17 protein-coding genes are annotated in these 16,776 nt (G+C 73.8%); 6 read left to right on the top strand and 11 right to left on the bottom strand.

Annotated elements, in window-relative coordinates:
• Positions 1–2 precede the first annotated feature (2 nt).
• Positions 3–1,103, top strand: coding sequence for a HAMP domain-containing sensor histidine kinase (locus H7X46_RS28260; protein WP_186362979.1), 1,101 nt, complete (start codon positions 3–5; stop codon positions 1,101–1,103).
• A gap of 12 nt (positions 1,104–1,115) precedes the next feature.
• Here H7X46_RS28260 and H7X46_RS28255 read toward each other — a convergent pair whose 3' ends face one another.
• From H7X46_RS28255 to H7X46_RS28245, 3 genes are read right to left on the bottom strand one after another with little or no spacing between them, the layout of a single operon-like run.
• Positions 1,116–1,610: a VOC family protein gene (locus H7X46_RS28255; RefSeq protein WP_186362234.1), complete on the bottom strand. Its 495-nt coding sequence runs from the start codon at positions 1,608–1,610 to the stop codon at positions 1,116–1,118.
• The gene (locus tag H7X46_RS28250; RefSeq protein WP_186362233.1) at positions 1,607–2,224 is read right to left on the bottom strand and encodes an FMN reductase; all 618 of its coding nucleotides are present in this window, start codon (positions 2,222–2,224) and stop codon (positions 1,607–1,609) included. Before H7X46_RS28250 ends, H7X46_RS28255 begins: the two co-directional genes overlap by 4 nt.
• Complete coding sequence (locus tag H7X46_RS28245; protein ID WP_186362232.1) at positions 2,224–3,321, bottom strand: LLM class flavin-dependent oxidoreductase; 1,098 nt, start codon at positions 3,319–3,321, stop codon at positions 2,224–2,226. The genes H7X46_RS28250 and H7X46_RS28245 overlap by 1 nt, the downstream gene beginning before the upstream one ends.
• A gap of 82 nt (positions 3,322–3,403) precedes the next feature.
• Here H7X46_RS28245 and H7X46_RS28240 point away from each other — a divergent pair, with 82 nt between their 5' ends.
• Positions 3,404–3,856: a MarR family winged helix-turn-helix transcriptional regulator gene (locus tag H7X46_RS28240; protein ID WP_186362231.1), complete on the top strand. Its 453-nt coding sequence runs from the start codon at positions 3,404–3,406 to the stop codon at positions 3,854–3,856.
• Here the strand turns inward: H7X46_RS28240 and H7X46_RS28235 are convergent, their stop codons facing one another.
• Positions 3,857–3,997, bottom strand: coding sequence for a hypothetical protein (locus tag H7X46_RS28235; RefSeq protein ID WP_186362230.1), 141 nt, complete (start codon positions 3,995–3,997; stop codon positions 3,857–3,859).
• 143 nt (positions 3,998–4,140) lie between these two features.
• Here H7X46_RS28235 and H7X46_RS28230 point away from each other — a divergent pair, with 143 nt between their 5' ends.
• On the top strand, positions 4,141–4,761 hold the full coding sequence (locus tag H7X46_RS28230) for a VTT domain-containing protein (protein ID WP_186362229.1): 621 nt from the start codon (positions 4,141–4,143) through the stop codon (positions 4,759–4,761).
• 24 nt (positions 4,762–4,785) lie between these two features.
• Here the strand turns inward: H7X46_RS28230 and H7X46_RS28225 are convergent, their stop codons facing one another.
• From H7X46_RS28225 to H7X46_RS28210, 4 genes are all read right to left on the bottom strand, one after another.
• Positions 4,786–5,865, bottom strand: coding sequence for an alpha/beta hydrolase fold domain-containing protein (locus H7X46_RS28225; RefSeq protein WP_222131463.1), 1,080 nt, complete (start codon positions 5,863–5,865; stop codon positions 4,786–4,788).
• Positions 5,866–5,944: 79 nt separating this feature from the next.
• The gene (locus H7X46_RS28220; protein WP_370589027.1) at positions 5,945–6,817 is read right to left on the bottom strand and encodes a VWA domain-containing protein; all 873 of its coding nucleotides are present in this window, start codon (positions 6,815–6,817) and stop codon (positions 5,945–5,947) included.
• Positions 6,818–6,882: 65 nt separating this feature from the next.
• Complete coding sequence (locus H7X46_RS28215; RefSeq protein WP_186362227.1) at positions 6,883–7,800, bottom strand: MoxR family ATPase; 918 nt, start codon at positions 7,798–7,800, stop codon at positions 6,883–6,885.
• Positions 7,801–7,851: 51 nt separating this feature from the next.
• The gene (locus H7X46_RS28210; protein ID WP_186362226.1) at positions 7,852–9,198 is read right to left on the bottom strand and encodes an MFS transporter; all 1,347 of its coding nucleotides are present in this window, start codon (positions 9,196–9,198) and stop codon (positions 7,852–7,854) included.
• A 186-nt stretch (positions 9,199–9,384) separates the two neighbouring features.
• Between H7X46_RS28210 and H7X46_RS31020 the strand changes: the two genes are divergently transcribed.
• From H7X46_RS31020 to H7X46_RS28195, 3 genes are all read left to right on the top strand, one after another.
• The gene (locus H7X46_RS31020) at positions 9,385–10,287 is read left to right on the top strand and encodes a LuxR C-terminal-related transcriptional regulator (protein WP_222131462.1); all 903 of its coding nucleotides are present in this window, start codon (positions 9,385–9,387) and stop codon (positions 10,285–10,287) included.
• A 191-nt stretch (positions 10,288–10,478) separates the two neighbouring features.
• On the top strand, positions 10,479–11,504 hold the full coding sequence (locus tag H7X46_RS28200; RefSeq protein WP_186362225.1) for a 6-phosphofructokinase: 1,026 nt from the start codon (positions 10,479–10,481) through the stop codon (positions 11,502–11,504).
• 49 nt (positions 11,505–11,553) lie between these two features.
• A complete protein-coding gene (locus tag H7X46_RS28195) occupies positions 11,554–12,951 on the top strand; it encodes an amidase (RefSeq protein ID WP_186362224.1) in 1,398 nt (465 codons plus the stop codon).
• A 178-nt stretch (positions 12,952–13,129) separates the two neighbouring features.
• Here H7X46_RS28195 and H7X46_RS30435 read toward each other — a convergent pair whose 3' ends face one another.
• The 3 genes from H7X46_RS30435 to hppD form a co-directional block, all read right to left on the bottom strand.
• Complete coding sequence (locus H7X46_RS30435) at positions 13,130–14,254, bottom strand: HNH endonuclease signature motif containing protein (RefSeq protein ID WP_186362223.1); 1,125 nt, start codon at positions 14,252–14,254, stop codon at positions 13,130–13,132.
• Positions 14,251–15,237 carry a DUF222 domain-containing protein gene (locus tag H7X46_RS28185; protein WP_186362222.1) on the bottom strand — a complete coding sequence of 329 codons (987 nt, stop codon included), beginning with the start codon at positions 15,235–15,237 and terminating at the stop codon, positions 14,251–14,253. The genes H7X46_RS30435 and H7X46_RS28185 overlap by 4 nt, the downstream gene beginning before the upstream one ends.
• A gap of 328 nt (positions 15,238–15,565) precedes the next feature.
• A complete protein-coding gene (gene hppD / locus H7X46_RS28180) occupies positions 15,566–16,762 on the bottom strand; it encodes a 4-hydroxyphenylpyruvate dioxygenase (protein ID WP_186362221.1) in 1,197 nt (398 codons plus the stop codon).
• Positions 16,763–16,776: the final 14 nt, after the last annotated feature.

Genomic DNA, 16,776 nt, shown 5'->3' with positions numbered 1-16,776 from the left:
CCGTGGACCGGGAGCCCGGGGTGAGCGTCCGCCTCAGGCTGACCCTCAGCTATGCCGGGTTCCTCATGCTCGCGGGTGGCCTGCTACTCGCTGCGGTGTGGGTGTTCCTGCTGCGCGGCACGCCTGCCGGCTACCTCGTTCCCGACCTCTCCAACCTCCCGCTCGTCTTCGAACGAGGCAGCTTCGGCCCAGCCGTCTTCGGCCCGGCCGCGGTCACCGTGTTGGCGTTCCTACTGATGTTCGGTCTCGTGGGCGGCTGGATCCTCGCCGGCCGCATGCTCGCCCCGCTGACCCGTATCACCGATGCCGCCCGCATGGCCTCGAACGGATCGCTCACCCACCGGATCCGGCTGCCGGGCCGCAAGGACGAGTTCCGCGAGCTCGCCGACGCCTTCGACAGCATGCTCGCGCAGCTCGACGCACACGTCACCGAACAGCAGCGGTTCGCCGCCAACGCCTCGCACGAGCTGCGCACCCCGCTGGCGATCTCGAAAGCGCTCCTCGACGTCGCCCGCACCGATCCGCACCACGACACCGGTGAACTCGTCGACCGCCTGCATGCCGTCAACACCCGGGCGATCGACCTCACCGAGGCGCTGCTCCTGCTCGGCCGGGCAGACCGGCGGTCGTTCACCCGGGAACGCGTGGACCTGTCCCTCGTCGCGGAGGAGGCGGCCGAGACACTCCTCCCGCTCGCGGAGAAGCGCGGCGTCACCATCGAGACGTCCGGCGCCATCACTCCCACGCTCGGATCGCACGCGCTGCTGCTGCAGCTGGCCACGAACCTCGTGCACAACGCAACCGTCCACAACCTGCCGGCACGGGGCACCGTACGGGTCACGACCAGCGGCAGCCGCCGGACCGTGGTGCTCACCGTCGAGAACACCGGCGAGACGCTCGCACCGGAGCTGGTGTCGACGCTCACCGAGCCGTTCCAGCGCGGCACCGCACGCGTCGGCACCGACCACGCGGGCGCCGGCCTCGGCCTGGCGATCGTCAAGAGCATCACCCGGGCGCACGACGGAACCCTTACCCTCGCCCCACGGGCCGCCGGCGGGCTCCGCGTCACGGTACGACTGCCTGCCGCACCACCACGCAGGTGACGAACCGGAGGGTCAGAGCACGTGGTGGCCGTACATCTCGCCGAGCGGGTCGGCGATCAGCTCGACCCGGGCGCCGTCCGGGTCGCGGAAGTACACCGAGACGCCCGAGTGCACCTCGTGCTCGACCCCGGCCTCGGTCAGCCGGGCCACGATCTCGTCCCAGGTCGACTGCTCGACGCTGATCGCGATGTGGTGCAGCCCGCCGAGCACCTCGGCGTAGGGGCCGATGTCGAGGCCCGGGAAGTCGAAGAACGCGAGCAGGTTCCCGTTGCCGATGTCGAAGAAGAAGTGCGACGACCCCGGGTAGTCCCGGTTCTCGATCAGCTCGGTGAGAGGGAAGCCGAGGACGTCCTGGTAGAAGCGTACGGTCCGCTCGACGTCCGAGCTGACCAGGGCCGTGTGGTGCAGCCCGCGGGCGGTCGAGGCCGGCCGCTCGCCCACCGGCTTGAGGTGGGTCGCGCGGATGCGGTCGCGCTCGGCGTCGAGGGCGGCGGTGTCGGTGCTCACGATCGGGATCCCTCCAGCAGTGCGGTGAAGTCGGGTACGTCGGTGAACTCGTCGGTCGGTGCGGCCGCCGGGCGGGCGGCCACGATGCCGGCCAGCTCGTCGGCGGCACGCTCGATCCGCCCCTCCAGCGAGGTGGTGGCATCGGTAGCACCCCAGTCCTCGGGGGCCGCGAACACCGCCGTCGGGACGACGGTGGCGCGCAGATGGGCGAACAGCGGGCGCATGGCGTGCTCCAGGGCGAGCGAGTGCCGGGCCGTGCCGCCGGTGGCGGCGACGAGCACCGGGGTCCCGGCCAGCGCCTCCCGGTCGAGCACGTCGACGAAGGTCTTGAACAGGCCGCTGTAGGACGCCGAGAAGATCGGCGTCACCGCGATCACCGCGTCGGCCCGTTCGACGGCCTCCAGCACCGGCCGCAGCGCGGTGTTCGGGAACCCGGTGACGAGGTGGTCGGCGAGGTCGCGGGCGTGCTCGCGCAGCTCGATCACCTCGGCCTCGCTCTGCTCACCCCGGCGCACCAGGGCGTCCCCGGTGGCCGTGGCCAGCCGGTCGGCCAGCAGCCGGGTCGACGACGGCGTCGACAGCCCGGCGCTGACCACGACGATCCTGCGGGTCATCAGGCGGCCTCCTGCTCCTTGCGGGCGTCCCGGTCCGCGACCAGGGACGCGTGGGTGGGCGCGTCCGGCACACCCGCCGGGCGCAGCGCGGCGAACTCGCGACGCAGCACCGGCACGACCTCCTCACCGAGGATGTCGAGCTGCTCCAGCACCGTCTTCAGCGGCAGCCCCGCATGGTCGATCAGGAACAGCTGGCGCTGGTAGTCACCGACGTACTCGCGGAACCCGAGGGTCCGCTCGATGACCTGCTGCGGGCTCCCCACGGTCAGCGGCGTCTCCCGGCTGAAGTCCTCCAGCGACGGCCCGTGCCCGTAGACCGGGGCGTTGTCGAAGTACGGGCGGAACTCGGCCACCGCGTCCTGCGAGTTCGGCCGCATGAACACCTGGCCGCCCAGGCCGACGATCGCGCGCTCGGCCGGTCCGTGCCCGTGGTGCTCCCAGCGGGTGCGGTAGAACTCGACCATCCGCCGGGTGTGCGACGCCGGCCAGAAGATGTGGTTGTGGAAGAAGCCGTCGCCGTAGTATGCGGCCTGCTCGGCGATCTCCGGGCTGCGGATGGAGCCGTGCCAGACGAACGGCGCGACGCCGTCCAGCGGGCGCGGGGTCGAGGTGAAGCCCTGCAGCGGGGTGCGGAACTTCCCCTCCCAGTCGACCACCTCGGTGTCCCAGAGCTTGCGCAGCAGCGCGTAGTTCTCGATCGCCAGGTGCAGGCCGTTGCGGATGTCCTGGCCGAACCACGGGTACACCGGGCCGGTGTTGCCGCGGCCGAGCATCAGGTCGACCCGGCCGTCGGCCAGGTGCTGCAGCATCGCGTAGTCCTCCGCGATCTTCACCGGGTCGTTGGTGGTGATCAGCGTCGTGGCCGTCGAGAGCTGCAGGGTGTCGGTGACGCCGGCGAGGTAGCCGAGCGTCGTCGTCGGCGAGGACGAGAAGAACGGCGGGTTGTGGTGCTCGCCGAGCGCGAAGACGTCCAGCCCGACCTCCTCCGCCTTGCGGGCGATGGTGACGACGTTCTTGATCCGCTCCGCCTCGGTGGGCGTGCGGCCGTTCGTCGGGTCGGTCGTGATGTCGCTGACCGAGAAGATGCCGAACTGCACGTCTGCCTCCGAATGGTTGATCCGTCATCTACATCCTGCGCCAACGTAGATGATGCGTCAACTATTCCGGTAGCCTGGCCGCGTGACACGGTGGCTGGACGAGCGCGAGCAGACGGCCTGGCGGAGCTATCTGCGCATGCAGTCCCGGCTCCAGGCCGAGCTACACCGGCGGCTGCAGGCGGACTCGGGGCTCTCGCTGGCCGACTTCGAGGTGCTCGTCGCGCTCACCGACCGGCCGGACGAGCGCGCGCGGGTGCTCGAGCTGGCGACGTCACTGGAGTGGGAGAAGAGCCGCCTGTCGCACCACCTGGCCCGGATGCAGAAGCGCGGGCTCATCGGCCGTGAGGAGTGCGGCGAGGACGGCCGGGGCAACGTCGTCGTCCTCACCCGGGAGGGGCGGGCCGCGATCGAGGCGGCCGCGCCGGCGCACGTCGAGACCGTGCGCGAGCTGGTCTTCGACGCCCTGCCCGACGACGACGTGGCCGCACTCGCCCGCATCTCCGCCGCCGTGCTGGCCCGCCTCGGCGGGGCGTGACTACAGCCGCCGCACGCAGAACCCGACCCACGCCCCGCCGGCCAGCGCGACGACGGCGCCGCTCACGTACGCGCCGACGACCAGGAGGGCCACCCCGGCGGCGAGCACGAGCGCGGCGAGGACCAGCTGGAGCCAGATCACGCTCCCAGCATGCCTGCCGGCCGGCCCGGGGAACCGGGCGGCGTCGTGAAACGTCCCTCGGGAGGACGGCGACACCTACCGGTGTCCGGGGCGCATCGGGGTGCGGGGCACCATGTCCGGTGACCCAGCTGATCGGAGGACGTGTGACGGGACTGTCGGACGCCGTGGCCGCGCTGCTGGCCGCGATCCCGGCCGCACCGGTCCGCTCCCTGATGGTGATCGGGCTCGGCGCGTTCCTGGAGGGCCCGGTCGTCACGGTCGCCGCCGCCGCGCTGGCCGGCGCGGGGCAGCTGCCCTGGTGGGGGGTGTGGCTGGCCGCGCTGATGGCCGACGTCGTCGGGGACACCGTGCTGTACGCGCTCGGCCGGCACGGTGAGCGGCCCGCGGTGGCCCGCGTGCTGGCCCGGGTCGGGCTCACCGACTCCCGCCGCGAGAGCCTCACCCGCGAGGTGCGCGCCCACCTGCCGCGGATCGTGATCGGCGCGAAGCTCGTCGACATCGGGGCGATCCCCGCCTACCTGGCCGCGGGCCTCGCGAACGTCGGGTACCGACGGTTCCTCACCTGGATCGCGCCCGCGGCCGCGGTGCGGACCGCCGTCCTCGTCGGGATCGGGTACGCGGCGGGCGACCGGCTCGCGGCCGACCTGGAGTCGCGGCCGTGGCTGCTGGTCGTCGGCGGTGTCGCCGTCGGGGTCGCGCTGCTCGTGGGCAGGCTCGTGATCGTCCGCGCGACGGCGGCGCGGCGGCGCGAGCCGATCCGCTGACCCGGCGGTGCGGCCCGCCGGCCGCTACCCCACCGATCGCGCGAACCCGACGACGTCCCGGACCGCGGCCGCGTACACCTCGGGCATCGCCTGCCGGAACAACAGCTCCCCGACGTGGCACAGCCCGGGGTTGATCCGCCCGACCGACAGCACGCCCGCTGCCAGCAGCTTCCGGTGGTAGGCGAGCCCCTCGTCCCGGAGCGGGTCCAGCTCGTTGCAGGTGACGACGTGCGGCGGCAGTCCGGCGAGGTCGTCCGGCCGGGCCGCGAGCGGCCAGCAGGTGGGATCGTCGGCGTGCGCGGCCCCCGGGTCGTAGATCTCGGCGAGCAACGGGAACAGCATCCGGTCGAGCCAGTACCCGTCGCACTCCCGCAGCGAACCGAGCTCGGCCGGCGGGTCCACCCAGTCGCCCAGGATGTACGGGCACTGCGCGTAGACCCCCGCGATCGTGTCCACCCACCCGTCCCACTTGGCCCGCAGCGCCAGGCCCAGTGACAGGTTCGCCCCGCCGGAGTCCCCGGTGACCACCACGTGGCTCGCACCGAGTTCGCCGAGATGGTCGGCGACCCAGCACAGGCCGGTGACGCAGTCGTCGAGCCCGGCCGGGAAGGGGTGCGCGCCGAGCCGGCCGCCGCCGTTGCGGTACTCGACCCCGACGACCACGGCCCCCGCGGCCGCCAGCTCATCGCGCCAGTGCCGGTAGAGCGGCCCCTCGGTCGCCAGCATCACCATCCCGCCGCCGTGCACCTGGTACAGGCACGGCAGCGGGCCGTCCACCCTGTCCGGGCGGTGCACGTGCAGGGTGACCGGACCACCATCGCCCTCCACGGTCCGGACCTCGCGCGTGACACCGGCGACCGGCGCCCACGACGAGGCGAGGGCGGCGAACAGCCCCTCGAAAGCCTCCTCCGCCGCATCCGCGAACCCGAGCAGCGCCGGCCGGCCCGCGGCCGGGCCCAATGGGGCGGGAGCCGGATGGTCGGTCAGCCCGAACTCGCGAAGCACGGCGAGCATCCGCGGGTCGGCCCGCGGATCGGTCCCGATCGTCATCCCCGGGTCACCGAGGCGCCCCGGGAGTGTGGGCGTACCGGTCGAAGCCGTCATCGGTTCCTCCTCGAACCCGCGCCGGTGCGGGGACGTGCGTCGATCATGCAGTGCACCGGGCTACCGCGGAAGGGGGCGCTCAGGACCCGCCGCCGAGCAGCGAGACCAGGGCCTCCGGCGCGTCCGACGGCCCCGCGACCGGCGCCCACCGCGCGCCGGCCCGGGCCGCCAGGTCGGCGGCCTGCTCGGCGTCGTCGCCGGGCGCGAGCACGACCAGCTCCGGGATCCGGCGGGCCACCGGGACCGGGTCCTGGTCGTCGGTGGCCCGGCAGTCCGACAGCAGGACGACGACCTTCCGCTGGGCCCGGGTCCGCTCCAGCTGGGCCGCGGCCGCGCGGAGCGCCCCGGCGAGCGCGGTGACCCCGTGCCCGCGCAGGCCGAGGACCCGGTCGACCACCGCGGACGCCGGCCGGCCGGAGTCCATGTCCCGCAGGACCTGGGTCTCCGCCGCGAACGACAGCACGGCGTGGTCGCCGGGGGCCCGGAACGCGCAGGCCGCCGCGGTCAGCGCCGCGGTCGCGAGCCTGCTCCCGTTCATGGACCCGGACGCGTCCACGACCAGGCACAGGGCCAGCGCCGGCCGGGCCCAGGTGCGGGCGGTGAGCTCGTCGAGGCCGAGCGGGCGCCGGGCCGCCCGGGCGTCCGCGACCGCACCGAGCGAGGCGTCCAGGTCGAGGTCACCGCCGCGGTCGGCCGGGACCGCGCGCAGCCTGCCGATCCCGCGGCGGGTGACCCGGCCGCTGCGGCCGATGTCCAGTACCACCCGGCCGGCGAGGCGGCGCGCCGCGGTGCGCAGCGCCGTGTCGGTCGCCCGGGTCATCTCCACGAGCAGCTCGAGGGTCTCGTCGGGCCGCTCGGCGAGCGCGGCGTCGAACGCGTCCGCGTCGAGCACGCCGACCTCCGGCGAGATCTCGGCGAACCCCGGGTGTCCCGCCAGGGAGCCGCGGGACACCGTGCGGTCCTCCGGACGCATCTTCGGCCGGCCGCGTGGCCGGGTACCGCCCGCCGGTGGCGGGCTCAGGCTCCCCCCGGCGCACCACCCCCCTGCTCACCGGGGTCACCGTCGTCGTCGGGGGCGGGTTCCTCGCCGAACTCGGCCCGGTACAGCTCCCGGACGACGTCCTCGGCGGTGCGGGAGCCGGACTCGGTGAGCCGGATCCGGCCGGACAGCGAGACGAGCGCGGCGTCCAGCCCGGTCCGCCAGTCGGTGATCCCGCAGCACCGCCGCGCAGCCAGGGCCGCGGTGATCCGGACGACGTCGATCGCGCCGCGCACCGACGAACCGACGTGCACGTCCGGGTGCTCCCGCGTGCGGCGCACCAGGGAGACGACCTTGGCCCGCCACTGCTCGTCGACGTCCGGGCCGCGGAGGGCGACGACCGCGGCCTCGTCGGACGCGCTCTGGTAGCCCATGGCGATCCGGCAGACCCGGTCGTAGACGGCCGCGGAGATGCGGGCCGTCCCGACGGCGTCGAACGGGTTCATGGCCGCGACCAGCCGGAACCCCTCGGCGGCGACGATCCGGCCGAGCCGCGGGACGTGCAGCTCCCCCTCGCTCATCACGGTGATGAGCACGTTGAGGGTCTCCTCCGGGATCCGGTTGATCTCCTCGACGTAGAGCAGGGCCCCGGACCGCAGCGCCTCGGCCAGCGAGCCGTCGACGAACGTGTCCGGGGTGTAGCCGCGCTCGAGCACCTGGGCCGGGTCGAAGTGCCCGACCAGCCGGGCCGGGGTGAGCTCGGCGTTGCCCTCGACGAACACGAACGACAGCCGGGCCTCGTCGGCGACGGCACGCAGCAGCGTGGTCTTGCCCGTGCCGGGTGGCCCCTCCAGGACGACGTGCGCTCCCGCCTCGAGCGCCGCGACCAGCAGCTCGACCTCCCGGGACCGGCCGACGACCGGGACCGTCGCGGGAGCAGGGGTGGCGACGGCCATCACCGACCTCCTTGATCATGGCAGCTCCCGCGACGGTACCCCGGGCGCACGTCAGGCGGTCTCGTGTTCGAGCGCGTGGTTGCGGGTCTCGCGCAGCAGCGACACGCACACCAGCGACAGGACACCGGTGAACGCGAGCATCACACCGATCGCGATCGACCCGTAGGCCGCCGCGAGCCCCGGCGCCAGCAGCGGCGGGATCGCGCCACCGAGGACGCCGGCGAGGTTGTAGCCCAGCCCCGCGCCGGTGTAGCGGTGCCGGGCCGAGAACAGCTCGGGCAGGTACGACCCGGCCGGGCCGTAGGACACCGCGAAGATCACCAGGGTGACCGAGAGGCCGATTCCGAACGCGAGCGCGCTGCCCGTGTCGAGCAACGGGAACAGCACCAGCGCCCAGACGATCGCGGCGACGCAGGACACCCGGATGACGTTCCGGCGGCCGAAGCGGTCGGACAGGATCCCGGAGATCACGATCGCGGCCGCGAAGATGACCGCGGCGACGATCCCCAGGCTCAGCACGACCGGCCGGGGCAGCGCCGCACCCTCGGGCTTGGTGCCGTAGGCGGTCAGGTAGGCGGTGCCCATGTAGAAGAACGCGAACAGCATGGTCAGCGCCCCGGCCGAGAGCAGCACCTCGCGCGGCTGGGCGCGGATGGCCTCCAGGAAGGGCAGCCGCGACCCACCGGGCGTCGCCGCGTCCGCGGTGGCCCGGGCCTGCGCGACCGCCCGGAACGCGGGCGTCTCCTCGATCGACAGGCGCACCCACAGCCCGACCGCGATCAGCAGGATCGACAGCAGGAACGGGATCCGCCAGCCGTAGGTCAGGAACGCCTCGTCGGTGTCACCCATGACCAGGCCGGTGATCAGGAACGTGGCCGACGACAGCGCGAACGCGATCGCCGGGCCGAGCTGGGGGAACACCCCGTAGAGCCCGCGCTTCTCCTTGGGGGCGTACTCGGCGGTGAGCAGGGTGGCGCCCGCCCACTCGCCGCCGACCGCGAAGCCCTGGCAGAACCGCAGGAACACCAGGATCAGCGGCGCGGCGACGCCGATCGTCCCCGCCCCCGGCAGCAGCCCGATCAGGACGGTCGCGACGCCCATCAGCAGCAGCGTCGAGATCAGGGTGCGCTTGCGGCCGATCCGGTCGCCGTAGTGCCCGAAGATGATCGCGCCGACCGGGCGGGCGAAGAACGCCACCGCGAACGTCGCGAACGAGGCCACGGTGCCGGCGGTCGCCCCGAGCGCCGGGAAGAACACCTTGGGGAAGACCAGGGCGGCGGCGGTGCCGTAGATGAAGAAGTCGTAGAACTCGATGGTGGTGCCGGCGCAGCTGGCGGCGGCGACCCGGGCCAACGGGACCTGGGTGCTCTTCTGCCCGATCGGGGGCGAAGTGGACATCGGACGTGCTCCTCGTCGAGCTGGTTCCGGAAAGGTGGCCGAAGCCTGCCGAGCGGGGAGGAACGCCGCTACCCACTTGGGTGGGTACCGTGGCCTGCGGTTTCTTGACGCGGACCGGGCCGCGTGCGACAAACCGTACCCAGAGACGAGTGATCTCCCACTCGTGCGGACCGAGGGAGGACGCGCGTGGTCGACGGCGACACGGCGCGGTGCGCCACCAGCAACGCTGCGTGGTACACCCCCAGCGGCACGGCGGGGCCGCCCCCCGACGACGCCGTGGGGCGGGCACTCGACACGGTGCTGACCCGCCGGATCGGCGACCTGCACCGCACCACCGGGCTGCCGGTCGTGTTCGGCGGTGCCGCCCGGCAGGCCGCGGACGGGCGGCAGAAGGTGACGATCAGCCGGCTGATCGGGACGCTCGGCGACTCGCTGCGTCAGCTCGACGTCGTCAGCGGCCGCGGGCTGGGCGGCGTCGCCATGGTGCGGAAGCGGCCGTGCCGGGTGAACGACTACGCGTCCACCAGCGGCATCACCCACGACTACGACCAGTTCGTCGTCGGGCAGGAGAAGCTGACCTCGATCCTCGCCTACCCGATCATGCTGGGGGGCACGGTCCGCGGGATGGTCTACGGCGCCGTTCGGGAGGATCGGCCGATCGGCGATGTCGCCGTCCGCCGGACGGGTGCGCTGGCGACCCAGGTCGCGCGCGAGGTGAGCGCGCTGGTCGAGCCGCCGCCGTCCGCGCCGGAGCGGGGCCGCGGCGGCCGGGAGGGTGCGCTCGACGAGCTCGCCGCGCTCGCCCGGTCCACGACCGACCCGGCGCTGCGGGAGCAGCTCGACCGGATCCACCGCACGCTCGCCGGGCCGCGCACGACGCCGCCGGCCCCCGCCGGAACCCTGCTCGCCCCGAGGGAGGCCGAGGCGCTGCGCCTGGTCGCGCTGGGCGCGAGCAACGCCGAGATCGCCGCCGACCTGGGCCTGGCGTTGGACACGGTCAAGACCTACCTGCGCAGCGCCATGCGCAAGCTCGGAGTGCACAACCGCACCAAGGCCGTCCTCGCCGCCAAGACCGCCGGGCTGCTCTGACCGCGGCCCCGGGCCATCGCCCGATCGCTGCGAACGTCCTCACACCGCCACCCGCCGACCCTGCGCAGCCACCGCTCCGCCCGGGTGCACGACGACGGCCGGCGTGACACCGATTACTGTGTGCGATGTGCGTCACTGCCGACCGCGGTGCCGTGCAGGCGTCAACTTGATCGATAGAGAGGACAGCAGGGATGCGCGTCGGAGTACTCACCGGTGGGGGCGACTGCCCCGGTCTCAACGCTGTCATCCGAGCCGTCGTGCGTAAGGGGGTCCCGGAGTACGGGTACTCGTTCGTCGGGTTCCGGGACGGCTGGCGGGGCCCGCTCGAAGGCCTGACCATGACCCTCGACATCCCCGCCGTGCGCGGGCTGCTCCCACGCGGCGGCACCATCCTCCGCTCCTCGCGGACGAACCCCTTCGCGCTCCCCGACGGCGTCGACCGGATCCGCGAGACGCTGCGGAACAAGGGGATCGACGCGCTCGTCGCGATCGGCGGCGAGGACACCCTGGGCGTCGCGGCCAAGCTGCACGAGGCGGGGGTGAACGTCGTGGGCGTGCCGAAGACGATCGACAACGATCTGTCCGGCACCGACTACACGTTCGGGTTCGACACGGCGGTGCAGATCGCGGTCGAGGCCATCGACCGGCTGCACACCACTGCCGAGTCGCACCACCGGGCGCTGATCGTCGAGGTGATGGGCCGGCACGCGGGCTGGATCGCGCTGCACGCCGGGATGGCCGGGGGCGCGAACGCGATCCTGCTGCCGGAGGTCGAGTTCGACATCGACCAGGTCTGCAAGTGGGTGGAGAGCCGGTTCCGCAGCGACTACGCGCCGATCATCGTCGTGTCCGAGGGCGCGAAGCCGAAGGGCGGCGACGAGTACCTGCAGTCCGGCGAGACCGACGCGTTCGGGCACGTCCGGCTCGGCGGGATCGGTGACTGGCTGGCCCACGAGATCGAACAGCGCACCGGCAAGGAGGCCCGCACGACCGTGCTCGGGCACGTCCAGCGCGGGGGCACGCCGACCGCGCGGGACCGCTGGCTGGCCACCCGCTTCGGGCTGCACGCGATCGAGGCCGTGCACGACGAGAAGTGGGGCAGCATGGTCGCGCTCCGCGGCACCGAGATCGTCACCTGCCCGCTGACCGAGGCCACGGAGAAGCTCAAGACCGTCGACCCGTCCCTGTACGCCGAGGCCGAGGTGTTCTTCGGGTAGGCGGCGGGTCCCTCTCCGGTGGTCGGACCCCGGCGAGCATCATCTGTCCATGGGCACACGGGTGCACGCGTTCGCGGACGACGCTCTCGGTGACGACGACGCCGTCGGGGTGGCCGACCGGCTCCACCGCGGCGAGGTGTCTGCGGCCGAGCTGCGGGCCGCGGTCGCCGCGCGGGCCGCGCAGGTCGAGCCGGAGCTGCACGGCCTGGCCCTCGACCGGATCGCCGAGCCGGTGACCGGGGACCCGTCCGGGCCGTTCGCCGGTGTCCCCACCCTGGTCAAGGACAACACCGACGTCCGGGGCTGGCCGGTCGCCAACGGCACCACCGCGTACACCCCGGTGCCCGCCCGCGAGCACGCCGAGGTCACCCGCCAGCTCCTCGCGACCGGCCTCGACGTCGTCGGCCTGACCCGGATGCCGGAGTACGGGCTGAACGCGTCCACCGAGTACGCCGACGCCGACCCGGTCCACAACCCGTGGGACACGCGGTTCTCCGCCGGGGCCTCCTCCGGCGGGGCGGCGGCGCTGGTGGCCGCCGGCGTGGTGCCGATCGCGCACGCCAATGACGGCGGCGGCTCCATCCGCATCCCGGCCGCGGCCTGCGGGCTGGTCGGGCTGAAACCGTCCCGTGGCCGGCTCGCCCCGAACGCCAACGGGGCGCGGATGCCGATCGACCTGGTCGCCGACGGTGTCCTCTCCCGGTCGGTGCGCGACACGGCGACCTTCCTGGCGGCCGCCGACCGGCAGCGCCGGAACCCGGCGCTGCCCCCGGTCGGCCTGATCGAGGGGCCGGCCCGGCGACGGCTGCGGGTCGGCCTGGTCCTCGACTCGCCGACCGGCGCGTCCGTCGACGCCGACACCCGCGCGCGGGTCACCGAGGTCGCGGAGCTGCTCGGCAAGCACGGCCACGAGGTCAGCGAGGCGGGCACCGGCGTCGCCACCCGGTTCGTCGACGACTTCCTCGACTACTGGGGGCTGCTGGCGTTCTCCGTGGTCACCGGGGGGCGGTGGCTGCACGGCCGCACGTTCGACCCGGACCGCCTCGATGCGCTCACCCACGGCCTCGCCGACCACTACAAGAAGGTGATGGCCCGGACCCCGGTGTTCCTGCACCGGCTCCGCCGGGTCGCCCACACCTACGCCGAGCTCTTCACCCGGCACGACGTGCTGCTCTCCCCGGTCCTCGCGCACACCCCGCCGGAGATCGGGTGGCTGAGCCCGACGCTCCCGTTCGACGTGCTGATCTCCCGGCTGCTCGACTACGTCGCCTTCACCCCGCTGTGCAACGTCGCCGGCGCTCCGGCGATCTCCCTGCCGGCCGGGGCGGCCGGCAACGGGCTCCCGGTCGGGGTGCACCTGTCCACCGCGGTCGGGGACGAGCGGACGCTGCTGGAGCTGGCGTTCGCGCTCGAGTCCGACCGGCCGTGGCGCCGGATCTGGGACTGATCGGCCTCCGCGGGCTGGGCGCGGGCCACGCCCCCCCCCCCGAGCCCGCTGCACCGGCACGTTCGCCGTGCAGGCCGCCCGGGACCGGGTCGCCGCCGCCGTCCGGGAGGGCACCGAGTACGTGCGCGAGCCGCACCCGGGCACAGTGGCGAGCCCGGATTCGACGTGCCCGAGACGGTCAGAACGGCGGCGGCTCGTCGTCCGGCTTCGTTTGCGGTTTCGGTGGTGGTGGTGGCAGGGGCGGGTTGGTCGCCGGGCGTTGCAGTAGCAGCGTGTCGTGCTTCCGCAGGTCCCGGTCGACTTCGGCGGCGGTCTGTTCGCCCGGCTCCTCGTGCTCCTGCGGGTCCGGGTCGGGCGGGTCGGAGTCGGCCCGGCCGGGGTCGGCCGGGTCGGGGCCGGGGAGGTCGGGGCGGACGGGTTCGCCGCGGGTGCGGTAGGTGCGCCCCAAGGGGCTCTTCCAGCAGAACCGGCCGGGTTCGGGTTGGGTCAGGGTCCAGCCGCGGTCCTTGTCGGTGTGGTGGCGGCCGCAGCAGGGTCCGATGTTGGCGGGCACGGTCGGTCCGCCGTGGTCGTGGTCGGTGGTGTGGTCGAGCTCGGAGCGTCGGGCCGGGCGGGTGCAGCCGGGGCCGATGCAGGTGTGGTCCCGGACCTGGATGTGGGTGGCCAGGGGTCCGCGGGCGAACCGGGCGGTGGGGTCGGCGTCGAGTCGGGCGTGCCGGGTGTCGCGGTCGGCCCAGGCGTGGGCGATCTCGGCGAGCAGTGGGTGCCAGTCGGCCAGTTGGGGGTCGGTGGCGTAGCGGTCGAGCTCGTCGAGGCTGATGTGGAGCTCGACGACTCCGCCGCGCACCGGCGGCGCACCGGGCGGGGTGCCGGGCGGGTTCGGGGCGTTCGGGTTGTTCGGGGCGCGGGTGCGGGGGCGGCGGCGCAGCGGTCCGGCCAGCAGGAGGTAGCCGTCGGGGTCGGTGATGGCGAAGATCCAGCGGGCGCCGCGGTGTTGGGTGGTGGCGGCGGTGCGGGCGGTGTGGGCGGTGATCGGGCCGAGGCCGGGGATGTCGCCGGGGCGGTCGTCGCGGCCGGCGAGGGTGCCGAGTCCGACGCGGAGTTCGATGCCTTCGCGGGTGGCGACCCGGTCGTGCGCCCACCGGTCCTGGGCCGGCTGTTCGGCCGCGGGCGGGTCCCCGGCCGGGCCGGTCGACGGCCTGCCCGCAGGACTCGACCCGGTCCCGGTGCCGGCCGAGTCGCCGTTGCCGGTGCCGGTGCCGGTGCCGGTGCCGGTGCCGGTGCCGGTGCCGGACTCACTCACGTCGGATTCTCCGGGGCCGGACTCGCCCGCGCCGACCTCGCCGTCGTCGGTGCCGGTGGCGGTGCCGCTGGTCGCGGTGTCGGCGGTGACGGCGTCCGCGGTGGTGGTGGTGTCGGTGGGCTGGTCTTCGGGGCGGGGGAGGCCAGGAGCCGGTCGATGATCTCGGCCTCGGTCAGGCCGTGGAAGGCGCCGTCGAGCATCCCCAGATACAGGTCCGTGCTGATCTGGGCCAGGGTGCCGGGGTGTCCGGCCCGCCGGCAGGCCGCGGCCAGCCGGTCCAGGCGGGCGGCCGCGGCGGCGGCCTCGTCGGCGGGCAGCCCGGTGCCGGTCAGGGTGGCGGTGCCGGTGTGCGGGTCCAGGTAGAGCGCCAGGCCGCGGGCCTGCACGGCGCGCTGGTAGCGGCGCCGGCGCAGGGCCGGGTTCAGGTGCAGCAGGGCCCGGTAGAGCCGGTCGCGCAGCTGGGCGGTGGTCCACCCCGGCGCCTGGGGCAGGAACCGATCGCACAGCTTCCGGGCCTGCTCGGCGGTGAGGTCCCCGGTGCCGGGGTCGAGGTAGTCGACCAGCACCCGGACCTTCGCCAGGTCGATCCGACCCTCCTCGAGCGCGGTGAACACCCACGGCAGCCGCTGGCACAGGGTGGTGGCGAACCCGAGCTCACGCTCGGCGCGAGCCCGGGTCCAGGTCAGCCCGGCCGCGATCTCCCCGGCCGCCCACTCGAACTGGTCCTCCGACCGCACAACGGCCTCGGCCCGAGAGGCGGTGTTCTCGGGCAGGTCGGCGACCGCGGCCGCGTGGCTGATCTCCACCAGCCCGGCGTAGAACCCGGCGTTCTCGTGGGCCAGCTGCCGGTCGCGGGCCTGCAGCACCTCGACCAGCCGGTCGTTGGGCAGCTTCTCCCACGGTAGTTCGGCCAGGACGGTGGCGAGCTCCGGGCCGGGCGGCAATCCTGCTGCCCGGTCGATCAGCTCCACCACCTCGGCCATGAATCGAACATACGTGCGACCCCCGACAAGACCGGGTCGTGATGCACCCCTCCGCGCAAGTTCACTCGGACGGCCCAACGGTGTCGACGCGTCGGCCGGCGCGGCACCTCCGGGAGACGCGCCTGCAAGGCACCGTTGCCCGGTGGTGCGGCGGAGCGGGATCTGTTCGAACCCGGCACCGGGCCGAACGGGTCGAGGAGCTGGCCGCGCCCGCCCGGTCGGGACGTCGCCGGTCCCGCCACGACCTACTCGCGTCGACACGGCGGCCGGCCGATGCCAAGCCCGATCCCGGACCCGAGAACACCTGCAGACCGGGCCGGCACAGCCGTCAGACGTTCCCGCGCCGCTCCTGCTCCCGCTCGATCGCCTCGAACAGGGCCTTGAAATTGCCCTTCCCGAAGCCCAGCGAGCCGTGGCGTTCGATGAACTCGAAGAACAGCGTCGGCCGGTCCCCGACCGGCTTGGTGAAGATCTGCAGCAGGTAGCCGTCCTCGTCGCGGTCGACGAGGATCCCGCGCTCCTGCAGCTCCTCGATCGGCACGCGCACCTTCCCGATCCGGGCCCGCAGCTCCGGGTCGGAGTAGTAGGCGTCCGGGGTGTCGAGGAACTCCACGCCGCGGGCACGCAGCACGTCGACGGTGGTGAGGATGTCACCGGTGGCCAGGGCGAGGTGCTGGACGCCGGGGCCGCCGTAGAACTCCAGGTACTCGTCGATCTGCGACTTGCGCTTGCCGGGGCTGGGCTCGTTGAGCGGGAACTTCACCCGGTGGTTGCCGGAGGCGACGACCTTGCTCATCAGCGCCGAGTACTCGGTGGCGATGTCGTCGCCGATGAACTCGGCCATGTTCGTGAAGCCCATGATCCGGTGGTAGAAGTCCACCCAGGCGTCCATCCGGCCGAGCTCGACGTTGCCGACGACGTGGTCCAGGGCCTGGAACAGCCGCTTCGGGGTGCCCTCCGGGCGCACCACGGTGGAGGTGCGGGCGACGTAGCCGGGCCGGTACGGGCCGGCGTAGCGGGACCGGTCGACCAGGGTGTGCCGGGTCTGGCCGTAGGTGGCGATCGCGGCGGTCCGGATGGTGCCGTGCTCGTCCGACTCGTCGTGCGGCTCGACGAGCACGGTCGCGCCCTGGGCCCGGGCGTGGGCGACGCAGCGGTCCACGTCGGGCACCTCGAGGGCGATGTCGACGACGCCGTCGCCGTGCGCGCGGTGATGGTCGGCGACCGGGCTGGCCGGGTCGACGGCGCCGCGCAGCTCGAACCGGACCGCCCCGGATCGCAGCACGTACGCGTGGTGGTCCCGGTTGCCGGTCTCCGGGCCGGAGTAGGCGACCAGCTCCATGCCGTACACGTTCTGGAACATGAGCGAGGCCTGGGTGGCGTTGCCGACCGCCCACACGACGGCGTCCCAGCCGGTGACCGGGAACGGGTCCCGGGAGTCGTCGTGCTCGACCAGCCCGACCAGGCGGTGCAGGGCGTCGGCATCGAGCTCGGCGAGCCGCTCGGTGTCCGTGAGGATCTCCATGTCCGGTCTCCCTC

Source organism: Pseudonocardia sp. C8 (assembly GCF_014267175.1).
Lineage (GTDB): Bacteria > Actinomycetota > Actinomycetes > Mycobacteriales > Pseudonocardiaceae > Pseudonocardia.
Note: the sequence above shows the minus strand (reverse complement) of the source record. Positions and strands in the feature narration are given on the sequence as shown.